This is a genomic window from Candidatus Goldiibacteriota bacterium (assembly GCA_016937715.1).
In the GTDB taxonomy this organism is placed as follows: Bacteria; Oederibacteriota; PGYV01; order PGYV01; family PGYV01; genus PGYV01.
The window spans coordinates 1-15,335 of sequence record JAFGWA010000030.1; the positions used below are offsets into that span (position 1 = coordinate 1).

The 15,335-nt window shown below is 44.2% G+C and carries 9 protein-coding genes and 1 tRNA gene; all 10 read left to right on the top strand.

Annotated elements, in window-relative coordinates; genetic code table 11:
• Positions 1-276: SDR family oxidoreductase (locus JXR81_03800; protein ID MBN2753973.1), on the top strand; the 276-nt coding region annotated here is incomplete at its 5' end.
• A gap of 206 nt (positions 277-482) precedes the next feature.
• Positions 483-1,349 carry a 4Fe-4S binding protein gene (locus JXR81_03805; GenBank protein ID MBN2753974.1) on the top strand — a complete coding sequence of 289 codons (867 nt, stop codon included), beginning with the start codon at positions 483-485 and terminating at the stop codon, positions 1,347-1,349.
• Positions 1,350-1,579: 230 nt separating this feature from the next.
• Positions 1,580-1,653: transfer RNA gene (locus tag JXR81_03810), tRNA-Gly, on the top strand.
• A 101-nt stretch (positions 1,654-1,754) separates the two neighbouring features.
• Positions 1,755-2,606 (top strand): PHP domain-containing protein, encoded by an 852-nt coding sequence (locus JXR81_03815; protein MBN2753975.1) that lies wholly within the window; start codon positions 1,755-1,757, stop codon positions 2,604-2,606.
• Between the two features lies 1 nt (position 2,607).
• Entirely contained in the window at positions 2,608-4,125 is a 1,518-nt protein-coding gene (gene lysS / locus JXR81_03820; protein ID MBN2753976.1) for a lysine--tRNA ligase, read from the top strand.
• A gap of 415 nt (positions 4,126-4,540) precedes the next feature.
• The gene (locus JXR81_03825) at positions 4,541-5,776 is read left to right on the top strand and encodes a lipoprotein-releasing ABC transporter permease subunit (GenBank protein ID MBN2753977.1); all 1,236 of its coding nucleotides are present in this window, start codon (positions 4,541-4,543) and stop codon (positions 5,774-5,776) included.
• The gene (locus tag JXR81_03830) at positions 5,769-6,458 is read left to right on the top strand and encodes an ABC transporter ATP-binding protein (GenBank protein ID MBN2753978.1); all 690 of its coding nucleotides are present in this window, start codon (positions 5,769-5,771) and stop codon (positions 6,456-6,458) included. Before JXR81_03825 ends, JXR81_03830 begins: the two co-directional genes overlap by 8 nt.
• A 30-nt stretch (positions 6,459-6,488) precedes the next feature.
• Complete coding sequence (gene ilvE / locus JXR81_03835) at positions 6,489-7,361, top strand: branched-chain-amino-acid transaminase (GenBank protein MBN2753979.1); 873 nt, start codon at positions 6,489-6,491, stop codon at positions 7,359-7,361.
• A gap of 57 nt (positions 7,362-7,418) precedes the next feature.
• Positions 7,419-9,863 carry an ATP-dependent Clp protease ATP-binding subunit gene (locus tag JXR81_03840; GenBank protein MBN2753980.1) on the top strand — a complete coding sequence of 815 codons (2,445 nt, stop codon included), beginning with the start codon at positions 7,419-7,421 and terminating at the stop codon, positions 9,861-9,863.
• Complete coding sequence (locus JXR81_03845) at positions 9,860-15,118, top strand: translocation/assembly module TamB domain-containing protein (protein MBN2753981.1); 5,259 nt, start codon at positions 9,860-9,862, stop codon at positions 15,116-15,118. The genes JXR81_03840 and JXR81_03845 overlap by 4 nt, the downstream gene beginning before the upstream one ends.
• Positions 15,119-15,335 lie beyond the last annotated feature (217 nt).

Below are 15,335 nucleotides of genomic sequence, written 5' to 3' on the forward strand. Positions count from 1 at the left end.
CTTACACATTCGCTGGCTGTTTCCCTTGGGTCGGATGTGCGCGTAAACTGCATAAGCCCGGGATGGATTGAAGTCTCTGATTTTAAGAAAAAGAGAGATTTTAAAGAGCCTGTTCACAGTGAAGCTGACAGATTACAGCACCCTGTTGGCAGAGTGGGTGTGCCCTCCGATATAGCGCAGCTGGCGTTGTATCTTGTTTCTGACAAGGCGGGATTTATCACAGGCCAGAATTTTACAGTTGACGGCGGCATGACGAAAAAAATGATTTATGTGTAGAGTAATACAAGAGCCGAGGGACGGATGCACAGAGGGACAGAGGGACAGAAGCATAGACAAAAATACAAGTCTTCAAACCTATAATCGGACAAACAGTTAAGCTTTGGAATTTATGGAATAGAAATTTCCTCCGTCCATTGAATATCACTTAACAGGTGATATTCAATGGTGTATAATTCACATAAATAAAAAACAGGAGGTTATCTATGAAACGCGAAGTGATAGAAATTGACGAGGACAAATGTAACGGGTGCGGTAACTGTATTCCGGGCTGCCCCGAAGGCGCGCTTCAGGTAATTGACGGCAAAGTAAGGCTTGTGGCGGATTACCTTTGTGACGGACTTGGCGCGTGCGTGGGAGAATGCCCGCAGGACGCTTTAAAAGTAATAAAAAAAGATGTTGAAGAATACGATGAAAAAAGGGTTATGAAAAACATAATAAAACAGGGTATTAATACCGTTAAAGCGCATCTGAAACACCTGCGCGACCACGGGCAGGACGGCTATCTTAAAACCGCGCACGAAGTTTTAAAAGAAAACAATATTACAGTTGAAGAAGAAGAGCCGGCTGTTAAAGGTCATCACAGCCATCATGAACATGCAGGGCACGGCGGCGGATGCCCGGGTTCGCGGATGGTTGATAATACAAAACACAAACACCACGAACATCATAATGACAGTGGTTCGGCTCCGTCAGAACTGCGGCAGTGGCCTGTGCAGCTTCACCTTGTTTCTCCCGCGGCGCCTTATTTTGCAGGCGCGGATGTGGTGCTTTCCGCGGATTGTGTGGCTTTTGCCATGGGCAGTTTTCATAAAGAATATTTGAAGGGAAAAGCCCTTGCCATTGCCTGCCCAAAACTGGATTCGGATATGGATGTGTATGTGGATAAAATTACCGCAATGGTTGACCAGGCAAAGATAAATACATTAACCGTTGTAAGAATGCAGGTGCCGTGCTGCGGCGGCCTTGTTCAGCTTGCAAAGTCCGCATTAGAAAAAGCACAGCGTAAAGTCCCTATAAAAGCGGTAACAATAAGCCTGGAAGGGGACGTGCTGGAAGAGAAGTGGATATAAAGCCGAGGGACGGACGCACGGAGGGACAGAGGGACAGAAGCAAAGAATCTAAGCCCCGAACCCTCTAACCCACCAAGCGTTCAGGCATCGAAATTTATAGGATGGGTGATAATAGTTTATGGGTTAGGCAATCTTCCGTCCCTCCGTGCATCCGACCTTCCGACCCTCTGCCTTATACATATTTACGTTGAAAAATCCCCTAAAATTATATATTATATATATTAATGTTTGCGGGTGTAGTTCAGTGGTAGAATGCGAGCTTCCCAAGCTTGAGACGAGGGTTCGATTCCCTTCACCCGCTCCAATTTTAAACGTTATATTTATGCCGTGAAATATTTGCCATAATGTGAAATTGTGATTCTGACGGCGGCCTTGCGGCCGCCTGAAATATATATGGAGTAAAAAGTGATGCTTAAAGAGTCTGATAAATGGGCCGATCTGCATATTCATACAAGAAAATCAGACGGCACAAACACCGTTGAAGAGGTATTTCAAAGGGCAAAAGAGAGCGGGCTTGAAGCCATTTCAATTACCGACCATGACACCGTTGCCGGTGTTCCTGAGGGTATTGAAATGTCAAAAAAGTACGGGGTGAAGTTTGTTCCGGGCATAGAGCTTTCCGCTATTAATAACGAAAAAGAAATTCATATAGTGGCGCTGTTTATTGACTGGAAAGATCAGGAGTTTGTTAAAAAACTTACTTATTTTCAGAAGAAACGCACGGAACGCGCGAAAAAAATAATAAGCAAACTTAAAGAGCTTAATATGGACATTGCTTTTGAAGACCTGTTTGAATTTACCGAAAATATCAATAACGCGGGCAGGCTTCACATCGCGAAACTTATGGTGCAGAAGAATTACGCGAAAAACGTAAAGGACGCTTTTGCCAGGTTTCTTGCCGAAGACAGGGTGGCGTATGTGGCCAAGGCAAAGCTTACCGTGCAGGAGGCGATAACGCTGGTAAAGGAAGTAAAAGGAGTATCCATATTGGCGCATCCGGGTTTGTATAACGCGGATGAAATGATTCCGGAGTGGACAAAGCAAGGGTTAAACGGGATAGAAGTTTTTCACCCCGACCACACTTATGAAGATATGAATAAATATATGGATATTGCCAATGCCAACGGGCTTTTGGTCAGCGGCGGGTCAGACTGCCACGGTACTTCAAAGGATTACACAAGGATAGGCAAGATAAGGCTTCCTTACGAATATTATGACAGGATACAAAAATTCAAAAATGAAGTTTATGGAGAATAAAATGGAACAGGGAAAGAAAAATGATGTCAATGCCGCGCCTGAACAGCCGGTGTTAAGCGAGTCTGAACTTTTAAAGGCCAGAAAAGACAACCTTGAATATTTTGTAAATAAGGGAAATGCGCCGTATAAGTACGGCTATGAAAGAAGCGGCACAATTGCTGAAATTAAAGAGCGTAATGGTTCAGTGGCGGAAGGCGTTGAAGGGGAAGTTACAGAGCGCGCGGCCGGCAGAATAATGAGCATAAGGGGCCACGGCAAGACTACGTTTGCCAATATAAAGGATTTTTCCGGAACCATTCAGGTTTACATAAGAAAAGACGCGGTGGGCGATGAAGCGTATGAAGATTTTAAAAAGATGGATATAGGCGACATTTTTGGCGTGGAAGGAAAAGTTTTTAAAACAAAGACAGGCGAACTTACGGTAAAGGCTGATAAGTTTGAACTTTTAACAAAGTCGCTGCTGCCGCTTCCGGAAAAATGGCACGGGCTGAAAGATAAAGAGACCCGCTACCGCAAACGGTATCTTGATTTAATCTCAAACGAAGAGGTGATGAGTACTTTTGTGCTTAGGACTAAAATAATTAAAGAGATAAGAAACTTTCTGGATTCGCGCGGTTTTCTGGAAGTGGAAACTCCCATGATGCAGGCGATACCGGGCGGCGCCAAGGCGAAACCTTTTTTAACGCACCACAACGCGCTGGATTTGGATTTATACATGAGGATAGCGCCGGAACTTTATCTTAAAAGGCTGCTTGTGGGCGGCTTTGAAAAAGTGTACGAAATAAACCGTAATTTCAGAAATGAAGGTATATCCATAAAACACAACCCGGAATTTACAATGGTAGAGCTGTATCAGGCGTACACGGATTTTCAGGGAGTGATGAGCCTTTGTGAAGAGATGATTGCGCACCTTGCCGAAAAACTGCTTGGCAAAATGGTTATCACTTACCAGGGCTCGGAAATTGATTTGACTCCTCCGTGGAAAAGGATTTCCATGAAGGATGCCATTAAAGAATACGCGGAAATTGATTTTGATTCAAAGACGGATGCGCAGCTTGAAGAAATATTAAAAGCAAAAGAAGTGGATGTAAGGCCCGGCGCGCTGCGCGGGGAACTTTTGGAACTTGTATTCGGAGAACTTGTGGAACCCAAATTAATGGGGCCTGTTTTTATAACCGATTTCCCGGTGGAAATATCGCCGCTGGCAAAAGTAAACAGAAACAACCCGGCTATTACGGAGCGCTTTGAACCGTATATTTTTGGCCGCGAACTTGCAAACGGATTCTCTGAACTTAACGATTCCGAAGACCAGGAAAGAAGGTTCAGGCAGCAGATAGATATGGACACGCATGGCGAAGTGGCAAAGGCAATTGATGAAGATTACGTGGAAGCGTTAAAATATGGAATGCCGCCGGCAGGCGGCCTTGGAATTGGCATAGACAGGCTGATAATGTTCTTGACTGATTCGGCTTCAATAAGGGATGTAATATTGTTCCCGCTGTTAAGGCCGGAGAAGTAATTTAGACGCTTGGATGCTTGGAAAGAGCGTATTAAGCTATAAGCAGTTAAGCATAAGCGGAATACAAACAAGCGGTTTGGTGGCTTGGTTTAGATCTGGTAGGCGCGGGTCTTTAGCCCGCGGATTTTTTAAGGTGTGTTTTTTAATGTAGAGATGCAATACATTGCATCTTGTTTTGGAAGTGGATTTATGAAGGTCTGGTTCTGGTAGGCGCACCCTTTAGGGTGCGGTAGTAGCGAGCGTGCGAGCGGAAATCCCGGCAATGAAGCGAATGTATGAGCGAAAGCAGGCGGGACAAACAAAGACAAAATGCAAAGACATTTAGCAAGGCAGGAGATAGGACGCAGGTTCGGACGGTTTTCTAAGCATCCAACCATCCAAGCGTCCAAGCATCAGAATAAAGGAGTTGAGTATCATGCCAAGGCCTTTTAATTACTTTATAGGATTGCGTTATCTGTCTGCGAAGAAGAAGGGTTTTATAAATCTTATCTCCATACTTTCCGTGGCGGGTATCGCGCTTGGCGTGACCGCGCTGATTGTTGTTATCTCCGTTATGAACGGGTTTCACGAGGATATCCGCGATAAAATAATAGGCACCAATGCCCACGTGGTTGTATCTTCTTATACCAAAGAGGGCATTTCCGGATACAAACAAAAAATGAAGGGCATAAAAAAAATTCAGCATGTGAAAGCGGCGGCGCCTTATTTTATGGGGCAGGTTATGTTAAAGTCCGGCGATAAAGTGGAAGGTATGCTTTTGTGGGGGATAGAACCTTCAAGCATGTCGTCTGTAAACAACCTGGAAAAAAACATAATAAAAGGCGATATGGATTTTATAATGAGGGAGCTGCCTGACGGCAAGCGCGGAATTGTGCTGGGCAAAGAACTTATGAACAATATAGGCGCGGAACTTGGGGATGAGATTATTGTTATATCGCCGGTGTTTCAGCAGACCGCTACGGGCATGATTCCCAAGATGAGCAAGATGAGCATAGTGGGGGTCTTTGAAGCGGGTATGTATGATTACGACACCACGTTTGCCTACGCGTCAATGGATACGGTGCAGAAACTGTTTAACCGCGGCGACGTGGCAACAGGCATAGCCATAAAAACAGACAAACTTGAAAACGCCACGATAGTGGCCACGGAAATTCACAGGATATTTAAAGACCTGTGGGCGCGCGACTGGATGTCTTTGAATAAGAACCTTTTTTCCGCGCTTAAGATAGAAAAACTTGCCATGTTCATAATTCTGCTGCTGGTGGTTCTTGTGGCGGCGTTTAATATCGCTTCCACCCTTATAATGATTGTAATGAGAAAAACCAAAGATATAGGAATTCTAAAATCTATGGGTGCCAGCAACAGCGATGTCATGAATATTTTTATAATACAGGGGGTGGCTACGGGCATCCTTGGCGCTATCATAGGGTTTGTTTCGGGAGTGCTTATATGCGTATATTTAAAAGCATACCCCATTTCCATGCCCGGCGGAGGCAGCGTTTATTACATTGACAAACTTGCGGTATCGCTGAAGTTCTCAGAAGTGATTATAATTCCCATTGCGGCGATTATCATATCGTTTTTTGCGACGCTATACCCTTCTTATCACGCGTCCAAACTGGATCCTGTAGAGGCGGTGCGTTATGAGTAATATAATGACGGCAAGGGATATAAGAAAAACATTTGAAACCGGAAAGAACCAGCTTAATGTTTTAAAAAGCGTAAACCTGGAAGTTAAAAAAGGCGAGCTGCTGATGATAGTGGGGCCTTCGGGCGCCGGAAAAAGCACGCTTCTTGCCATCCTTGGCGGATTAAGCAGGCCGGGCAGCGGCAGGGTGCTTTTAAATGATGAAGACATGTATACGCTTAATGATGAAAAACTTGCGATGCTTCGCAGCAAAAGGCTGGGTTTCATATTCCAGTTTCACCATTTATTGCCTGAATTTAACGCCATGGAAAACGTGGCCATGCCGGCAATGATTGCGGGCATAAATAAAAAAGAGGCGCTGGAAAAGGCAAAAAAACTTCTTATCACCATTGGTTTGGGCGGAAGGCTTACGCATAAGCCCAGCGAACTGTCCGGAGGAGAACAGCAAAGGGTGGCAATTGCCAGGTCGCTTATAAATGACCCTGACATTGTGTTCGCTGATGAACCCACCGGCAATCTGGACAAGGCAAACGCGGAAATTATTCACAAAGTAATACTGGATTTTAACCGCAGTTTTGGGCACACTTTTGTAATTGTGACGCATAACGAACATTTGACTTCAATCGGAAACAGGATAGTATTAATAGAAGACGGCAACATATCAAGCATTAAGAATGTAAGATAAATTCTTAATGTTAAATTACAGGAGGAAAGTATGCTGATTAATCTTAACGGGAAGATGGTACCAAAAGAAAAGGCTGTGATTTCGGTGTTTGATCACGGATTGTTATATGGAGACGGAATATTTGAAGGCATAAGGGTGTATTCCAATAATGTTTTCAGGTTAAAGGATCACATAGAAAGGCTTTATGATTCCGCCAAGTTCCTGAATATGGATATTGGCATGAAACAGGAAGAGATGGTTAAGCAGGTAGTGGAAACGGTAAAAGTTAATAAGTTAAAGGACGGATATATACGCCTTGTTGTCACAAGGGGAGTGGGCGACCTTGGGCTGGACCCGAAAAAATGCGTTGATGGAGTGACGTTTTTTATCATAGCCGCTAACATAAGCCTGTACCCGGAAGAGTTATATAAGAAAGGTATGGCTATCACCACCGTGGCGGTAAGGCGTAATTTAAGCGAAACGCTGGAACCAAGGGTAAAGTCGCTTAACTATCTGAATAACATTCTGGCAAAGATGGAAGCGGGCAACCACGGTTCCGCGGAAGCCATAATGATAAACAACTTAGGCCATGTGGCGGAAGCTACGGGAGATAATGTTTTTTATTTTAAAAAGGGAAAACTTTATACTCCCACTCTTGCAAGCGGGGCTTTGGGCGGAATGACAAGAAGGACAGTAATGGAAATCGGGGAAGGGCTTAAGATGGATGTATTTGAAAGCATAGTTACAAGGTACGACCTTTACACCGCTGACGAATGTTTCCTTACCGGAACCGCGGCCAAGGTTATTCCCGTGACAAAGATAGACGGAAGAGTTATAGGCGAAGGCGTGCCGGGGCCGCTTACAAAAAAGATAATAACGGAATTCAAAAAGAAAACTGTTACACTTGGCGTTAAGGTAAAATAAAAAATAGTCAGGGCAGCTGTTTTTGCGCGCGTTAACTATGGGATAAAGAGGTGAACCATGTTTGACAAATTTACCGACAGGGCAAGAAAAGTTGTGGCGTTTGCCAAAGAAGAAGCGCAGAGGCTGGGGCATGATTATGTGGGTACGGAACACATACTGCTTGGGATAATAAAAGACGGCGGAGGAATGGCCGCTGCTGTTATGGAAACTTTAAATATAGACCTGGAAAAACTGAAACTTGAAGTGGAAGAAAAAATAGTGGATACCGCCACTTCCACAATGCTTGCCGGTGAAATTCCTTTTACGCCGGTCAGCAAAAGGGCGTTTCAGTACGCCGCGGAAGAGTCGCAGCTGATGGGGCATAATTATATAGGCACGGAACATATGCTGCTTGGGCTTTTAAAGGAAGAAGACGGGCTGGCTTCGCGTGTGCTTAAAGAGGTAGGGGTAAACTATAAAAAAGCAAAAGAAATGACCATTAATATTCTGGGCACAAGCTCGCCGGCAAAACTTCCAAATTTTCAGGGCGGCACAGCTTCAAAGACGGCAACGCCCACCCTTGATAATTTTGGGCGCGATCTTACAACCCTTGCGCGTGACAGCAAACTTGACCCTGTCATCGGCAGGGAAGACGAAATAGAACGCGTGATACAGATATTAAGCAGAAGGACAAAAAATAATCCCGTACTTATAGGCGAACCGGGAGTGGGTAAAACAGCTATAGTGGAAGGCCTTGCGCAGAAAATAATAAAAGGCGAAGTGCCGGAGCTGCTTTTAAACAAGCGGGTAGTGACCCTTGATTTATCATCCGTTGTCGCGGGGACAAAATACAGGGGCGAATTTGAAGAAAGGTTAAAGACAATAATAAACGAAGTCCGCCACGCCAATAATTCCGTAATTCTTTTCATTGATGAACTGCATACAATTGTGGGCGCGGGTGCAGCCGAAGGCGCAATTGACGCGTCCAATATGTTAAAGCCGCCGCTTGCAAGGGGCGAATTTCAGTGTATTGGAGCCACCACGTTGAACGAGTACCGCAAACACATAGAAAAAGACGGGGCGCTGGAGAGGCGTTTTCAGTCCATAATTGTAAAGGCGCCGTCCATAGACCAGACTATTGAAATTATCAAAGGATTAAAAGACAAATACGAGGCGCATCACAAAGTAACATACGAGGATGAAGCCATAGAAGCCGCCACAAAACTTTCCAACAGGTATATAACGGAAAGGTTCCTGCCGGATAAAGCGATTGATTTAATAGACGAAGCGGGAGCAAGGGCAAGGCTATACGCCACCACCCTGCCGGAAGATATAAGGGAAGTGGATAAGGAAATTGAACATATCCGCAAGGAGCTTGAATCTTCCGCTAAGGCGCAGGAATATGAAAAGGCCGCGGGTTTCAGGGACAAAATAAACGAGCTTAACCGCAGGCGCATGGAAATGAAGAAAAAGTTTGACAACAGCAAGTCCAAAAAAGTACCGGTGGTTAAGGCGGAAGACATAGCGTTTATAATATCCAAACAGACAGGCGTTCCTCTTTATAAACTTGAAGAAAAAGAGTCGGAAAAACTTTTAAAGATGGAAGAAGAATTCGGCAAAAGGCTTATAGGGCAGGAAGAGGCCATAAAGGCTGTTTCCAAGGCGATAAGGCGTTCGCGTTCCGGAATGTCTGACCCCAACAAACCCATAGGTTCGTTTATTTTTTTAGGGCCAACGGGGGTGGGTAAGACAGAAATGGCAAGGTCGCTTGCCGATATTCTCTTTGAAGACAGGGAAGCGCTTATAAGAATAGACATGTCCGAATACATGGAAAAGTTTGCGGTGTCGCGCCTGACAGGGGCGCCTCCGGGATATGTGGGGTTTGAAGACGGCGGGCAGCTTACGGAAAAAGTAAGGCGCAGGCCGTATTCGGTGGTGCTGTTTGATGAAATAGAAAAAGCTCATCCGGAAGTATTTAATATCCTGCTGCAGCTTTTAGAAAACGGAAGGCTTACGGATTCAATAGGAAGGGTGGTGGACTTTAAAAATACTGTTGTTATCATCACTTCAAATATAGGCTCAAAGCATATAGAGAGAAGCAAGACACTTGGTTTCTCACGCGAGGCGGCCGGAGAAATTTCCTATGAAAAGATGAAAGAGTACGTTATGGAAGATTTGAAGAAAGCCATGAACCCCGAACTTTTGAACAGGGTGGATGAAATAATTGTTTTCCATCCGCTGGCAAAAGATGACGTGGGCAAAATAGTGGATATAATGCTTGTGGATGTGTTAAAACGCCTTGGTGAAAAAGGCATGGAAGTGAAGATATCGGATTCTGCCAGGGAGCTTATCGCGGAAAAAGGGTTTAACCCCATGTATGGGGCAAGGCCGTTAAGGCGTTCCATACAAAGCCTTCTGGAAGACCCTCTGGCGGAAAAGATACTTGAAGGAAATGTAAAAGGTTCAAAGAAGATAGACGTGGAAAGGGAAGAAGAAAAGCTGGTATTTAAGGATAAGCCTTGAAAATATTAAGAAGCATCTTTACAGTAATACTTACTGTTACAGCTGTTATGGCGGCAGTTTTAGTGATAGCCATGAAAAGTGGTTTTATCACTAATTATGCCGGGGATTATGTGGAAGCGGAACTGTTTAAGGCAACCGGAAGAAATATCCATATAGGCGCCATAAGGCTTGGATTTGTGGATAATATAATAATAAGCAATGTGTCAATTCCCGCGGCAAGAACAGCCGCTGCTGCCGGTGAAATTGCATCCATAAAAAGAGTTATAATACGTTTTAATTTTGTGGATTACTTTCTGAAAAAAAGGAATATAGAAACGCTGCTGTCTCATATTATTGTGGACGGCCCCGCGGTAAATATAGAAAAGAACAACGGCGTGTTTAATATTTCAAAGTTTTTTGAAACCCCATTTCCGAAGGCTTCTCCTTCATCGGGCGGCATGCCCGCGCTTCCGGTTAACCGCATACTTATAGAAAACGGCGTTATAGAATATTTTGATGCTGATAAAAAATTCAGCACCCGCATTTCTTCCCTGAAAGGCTCTTTTACCCTGGTTGATAAAAACAGCAGGTTTAAGATATTTCTTGCCGGAAAAACGCCGGGAAGCGACAGAAAGAATTTCAGCGTAAGTTATAATCAGCCGCTTGATGGAGGCGATTTTGCCGGCGTTTTATCCCTTAAGGATGAACTGCTTTCAAACTGGGTAAAATACGCGGCGCAGCCGGAACAGGTGCGGGTTAACGGCGGTAAAATATCGCTTTCCGCAAAGATTACAGGCGCTGATTTTAAACCCGATAAAATGAAGATTTCCGCAGAAGCCGCCATGGAAGGCGGAATGGTGCAGTTTGTAAACGGGCCGTATCTTGAAAACATAAGCGGTGTTTTAAATGTTGAAAATTCCGCGGCTGAAGTTACGGGCATAAGTTTTGATGTTTATGGCGGCAGAGGGGTTATAAAAGCAAAAGCGTCTGATATTTTTAGCAGGCCGTTTTATGACGGCGTATTCAGCCTGTCGGAAATAAAGGCGGAGCGGATAAATAAAGATATATTAAGCGGCAGTTTAAGGGCTGCTTTTAATTTTAAGGGAAGTCAGGAAGACTTAAAGGCCGAAGGCGGGCTGTTTTGGGATAAAGGGGCGCTGTGGGACGCCCCCGTGAAATCGCTTAGGGCGGACCTGTCATATGACGCGCAGACCTTAAATCTGAAAAACGTTTCGGGGTCGGTGGGCGGCGGCACGCTTGGCGGAAAGGGCAGGATTCATTTTGCAAAGGATAAAAAAATAGACCTTGGCATAACTTTGAAGCAGCTGCACGCGGAAAAAGTAAGCGCCGGCCGTGAATTCGGCGGTATAGCTGATATTAATTTTAATGCTTATGGCACACTTTTAACCCCCGCGGCTTCGGCTGTCGTAAAGTCAGGTATGATATCATATAAAGGCAATCAAATAAGAAACGTATCTTCGGCTTTCACTTTTTTAAAGGGTTCCCTGAAAATAACAAATTCAACCATCTTTGATTACGGAAAATACAGCGCGCTTAAACTGGACGCGGGTATTACGGTAAAGGATGATATCATCTCCGCCGGTTCAATGACGCTTAAGGATAAAAACAGCACCCTTGTTAAGGCGGCCGGTGATTACGGAATAAAAACAAAAAATATTGATATAAACGGCCGGGTAAACGGCCTTGTAATTTCAAAAGCCGATATTGCGTATTTCAGAGGCAAAGATATTGACGGAATTATAAACGCGCTGCTTGAAATAAAAGGCGCTGTTGATTCCCCGCAGATAGCTCTTGATGTTAAGTCTGACAGGCTGGAAATAAAAGGGCAGAAATACACCGTTAAAGGCAGGGCTGAACTTGCGAAAAACGAGCTTAAAGTAAGCGGTGTGGATTTTTCGGGAGGGTTTAAAGGCAGCGCTGAATTTTCGCTTAAAAATAAACTTTTTCAGATTAACGCGGATATAAAGGGGTTAAAAGGCGCGGTGGTTAAGGAAATTACCGGTATTGAATTTATTGATAACAGCGTTATAAACGGAGGAATGCTTGTAAAAAAAGAGGCCGCCGGATATGGCGGAAAGATAGGGGTGGATGTTAAATATGGCAGCGGGCTTTACCGCAGTATAGAATTAAAAGTTAACGGCGCTGAAAATCAGTTTACGGTTGAAAAACTTGACATTAATCAGTCCGAAGGCGCGCTTGTATCTTCGGGCACGTGTACCGTGACAAACGGGTCCGATGTCGCACTGCATATGAACGGCGGGATGAAAAATTATCAGATTAACAGGGCTTTAAAAGTGGATGCGGTATTATCAAACAGCATTGTGCTGAACTTTGCGGAGGATATGGCCGGAATTTTTTCCAGGTTTAAAGCTGAAAATATTAATTTTAACGGAAATGCGGTTCCGGTGCTTGATGTCACACTTAGAGGCAAAAAGGGGCAGAACGGAGAATTCAGGGCGTCCTGGGGAGAAACTTATTCCGCCGCGGGAAAATTTATCTACGGTGATAAACCCCTTATAGACGCGCTTATTAAAATTAAAGACGCGGACCTTTATCCTGTCTACCGGCTTGCGGGTTTAAAAAGGGACGGCCTTGCAAAGGATTCGCTGTTAAGGGGTGAAATAAAGATATCCGGCGAGGCTCAAAAAGCTTCTGTAAACGCCGAAATAGGGCAGGAAACAGGGCTTATAAAAATTAACGGCAGAATGGCTTTTGATGTAAAAGGCGATAAAGTTAAAGCGCGTGAAATTTCCGCCGATTATAATGTTATTAATATGGACGTTAAAAAAGCCGCGTCCGTTTTTGACAGCGGGTTTGAAGGTTCGGGCAGGTTAAACGGCAGCGGAAAACTGGGCGGCAGGCCGGGAAAGCTTGAAGCTTTGGGTGATTTTCTGGCTGTGGACGGCAGAATTGCGGGTATGGACTTTAATGACCTGGAAGTGAAATACGCTTATAAAGACAGAAAACTTTTTCTGGAAAAAGCCCTGCTGTATTATAAAAAGACATCTTTGGACCTGGCGGGAAGCGCTGTAAATTTCGCGGAAGATAAAACGATTTTCACGGATATTAAAATGCAGGCGCTTGATTATAAACTGCAGGGAAACAGGCTTAACGGATACCTTGGTATAGCAGGCAGGCTTGTTACCGGCGACAACGCCCTCTTTGACGGTTCTTTTGCCGGCGACGGTTTTCAGTTTAAAAATCATACCTTTAACCCTTTCATTATAAAAGTAAACTATTCAAAGGACGGGCTGCTTTTAAATACAAGCAAAGGGGCGTACAGGTTAAAGGGAGATATTGGTTTTGAAAAAAAATGGACGGACATAAGAAAGTTTGAAGCTTTTAATCAGGCGGGGGTAAAGGTTATTAGCGCTTCCGGAAGGATAATGGCGGACAGCGGAGATTCCGCGGTTGATATAAACTGCCAGGAACTTGATCCGCAGCTTATAGACGGGCTTATAGGGCTGGGTTTTTCGTGGAAAGGCACTGCCGCGGGAAATGTGAAATTATCCGGGAACGGCAAAGAAGGAATAGGCCTTACGATACAGGTGGCAATAAAAAACGGAAGTTTCGCGGGGATTGAATTTGATGTTTTATCAGGAGTTCTGTCTTTAAAAAATGACTGGCTTAACATGTCGCCGATTGGCCCGATTGTGTTAACCAAAGATGATAAATATGAACTGACTCTTGGCGGGAAAATACCGGTGCCTATGACGGAAGAAGCGGCAGAAAAGATGCGCGGCGAGCAGATGGATTTAAAGGCGCACATAAAAGACGGAGATTTGTCCATACTTAAATTTCTTGGATTCATTGAAGAAGCGCAGGGTATTACCAACGTTACCGCGCGAATTACCGGGACAAAAGAGTATCCTTCTGTAACCGGAAAGATAGACGTAACGGATGGAAATATAAAGCTTAAATATCTGTTTAAAGAGGTAAGCCACGTTTACGCTAACATACTTATAAGGGACAATATAATTGACATATACGATTTAAAAGGGGATACAGAACGCGGTACTATTAAGATACAGAACCTTGATGAGAAAAAAGGCGGAATCATGAAGTTTGTCCGCCCTGACGAAGTGAACTGGCGCATTACTAATATAGGCGACAGGATAAGGTTTACCGACACTCCTTATATGGAATTTTTACGCGGCGACGCGGATATTGACCTTGCCATGACCGGCAAACTTGAAGCGCCTTTTATTAAAGGCACCATTAAAGCTTCTGATTTTATATATATGTATCCTATTAAGAGTAAAACAAAAGCGGGAGAGGATACCACAATTAAAGACGAAGATAACTTTGCCAAAAAAATAACGTGGGATCTGCAGTTAACCGGCGGCGACAATGTAAGGTTCTACAGCAATTACCTTAATAACTATGCGGATGTTTATATTAAGTTTGGCGCTTCACCGCTGCTTCTTCAGGACAAAGGCAACAGTATGAAACTTACCGGAAATTTAAATATTATAAGAGGCGTTTATAAATATATGAACACGGATTTTATAGTGGATGATTTAAGGGAGTCTAAGGTGGTTTTTGACGGTTCTACAAAGCCGGTGCTGGATGTCTTTGCTTCGGCAAAGTTCAGAAGAATGGAAGTGTATAAAGCAAACGGGCAGACAGAGACAATGGATCTTAAGGTAAATCTGCACGCGTACGGAAAAGTGGGCAACTTAAAGATAGACCTTACATCTGACCCTGTACTGCCGGAAATTGGCAATGACTATAACAGGCTGTTGTACATAGTTACAGTGGGCAGGGATATGGGAGATACAACAAACTTAAAACCTGAAGATTTTACAAAAATGGCGGATGCGATTGCAAGTTTCTGGATAAAAAAAGGTACGGAACAGATTCAGGTGTTTTTACCTGTTTCTGTTTTAAAGATAGACGCCAAGCTGTCTGAAATTGTGGGGCAGGGAACGGATTCTCCCGAAAGCACCACCAAGACAGCGGAAAAAAAGACGCTGGCAGAGGTTGAAATAGGGCAGTATATAACTGATAAATTCTATCTTGGCTACACGGGAAAACTTGTGGATACCACAGGGATTATGGAAGAAGCGCAGTCAGGCCTTGATTTTGAACATACGCTGGGTATGGAATATACCCTTGATGATATAAATAAACTTATCTTCCATAAGTCGTTCGGCAATCCGTATCTGGGCGGCGATGAACTTTATCTTGGATATGAATTAAGGTGGCAGTTTGACAGCTGGGGCGCGAAACCAAGGCCGACGCCTTCAAAATAAATGAGGGACAGAGGGACGGATGGTCGGAGGGACGGAAGGTCGGTTTAGTCTTGGTAGACGCGGGTCTTTGCCCGCGGTTGGAGCGAGCTTGTGAGCGGAAATCCCCGGACTTGCGCGGGTTTATATGCGCAAGTGTAAGGGGACAGTTGATTTAAATATTTTTTATTTATGGGATATTGGATAACAGTTTATGGGATAAATTTTTTGAGGAGGTTAT

What these genes read in the sequence shown, in the direction of transcription:
- lysS (MBN2753976.1), top strand. Translation starts at nt 2,608, where the DNA reads ATGGAACAGGGAAAGAAAAATGATGTCAATGCCGCGCCTGAACAGCCG.
- JXR81_03825 (MBN2753977.1), top strand. Translation starts at nt 4,541, where the DNA reads ATGCCAAGGCCTTTTAATTACTTTATAGGATTGCGTTATCTGTCTGCG.
- ilvE (MBN2753979.1), top strand. Translation starts at nt 6,489, where the DNA reads ATGCTGATTAATCTTAACGGGAAGATGGTACCAAAAGAAAAGGCTGTG.
- JXR81_03805 (MBN2753974.1), top strand. Translation starts at nt 483, where the DNA reads ATGAAACGCGAAGTGATAGAAATTGACGAGGACAAATGTAACGGGTGC.
- JXR81_03840 (MBN2753980.1), top strand. Translation starts at nt 7,419, where the DNA reads ATGTTTGACAAATTTACCGACAGGGCAAGAAAAGTTGTGGCGTTTGCC.
- JXR81_03830 (MBN2753978.1), top strand. Translation starts at nt 5,769, where the DNA reads ATGAGTAATATAATGACGGCAAGGGATATAAGAAAAACATTTGAAACC.